Origin of the sequence: Methyloversatilis sp. XJ19-13 (assembly GCF_024580155.1) — a bacterium.
Lineage (GTDB): Bacteria > Pseudomonadota > Gammaproteobacteria > Burkholderiales > Rhodocyclaceae > Methyloversatilis.
Genome location: NZ_JANINH010000048.1, coordinates 1 through 381, shown reverse-complemented (window position 1 = coordinate 381; position 381 = coordinate 1). Strand labels below are relative to the sequence as shown.

At 63.0% G+C, this 381-nt stretch carries 1 protein-coding gene; it reads right to left on the bottom strand.

Annotated elements, in window-relative coordinates:
* On the bottom strand, positions 1 to 381 hold a 381-nt coding region (locus tag NMQ14_RS19890), incomplete at both ends, for a phosphomethylpyrimidine synthase ThiC (RefSeq protein ID WP_257098516.1).

Sequence of the window (381 nt, the reverse complement as noted above, 5' to 3'; positions counted from 1 at the left end):
TCTCTTCGAAGTGCGTGTAGAGGAAGCTCTCCTTGTGGTGCGCCAGGCACCACTTGGCCATGATGGAGCCGCCCCGGCTGACGATGCCGGTCATGCGGTTGGCGGTCATCGGGATGTAGGGCAGACGCACGCCGGCGTGGATGGTGAAGTAGTCCACGCCCTGTTCGGCCTGCTCGATCAGCGTGTCGCGGAACATCTCCCAGGTGAGCTCTTCGGCCTTGCCGTCGACCTTCTCCAGCGCCTGATAGATGGGCACGGTACCGATGGGCACCGGGGAATTGCGGATGATCCACTCGCGGGTTTCGTGGATGTGCTTGCCGGTCGACAGATCCATCACCGTGTCGCCACCCCAGCGGATGGCCCAGGTCATCTTGTCGACCT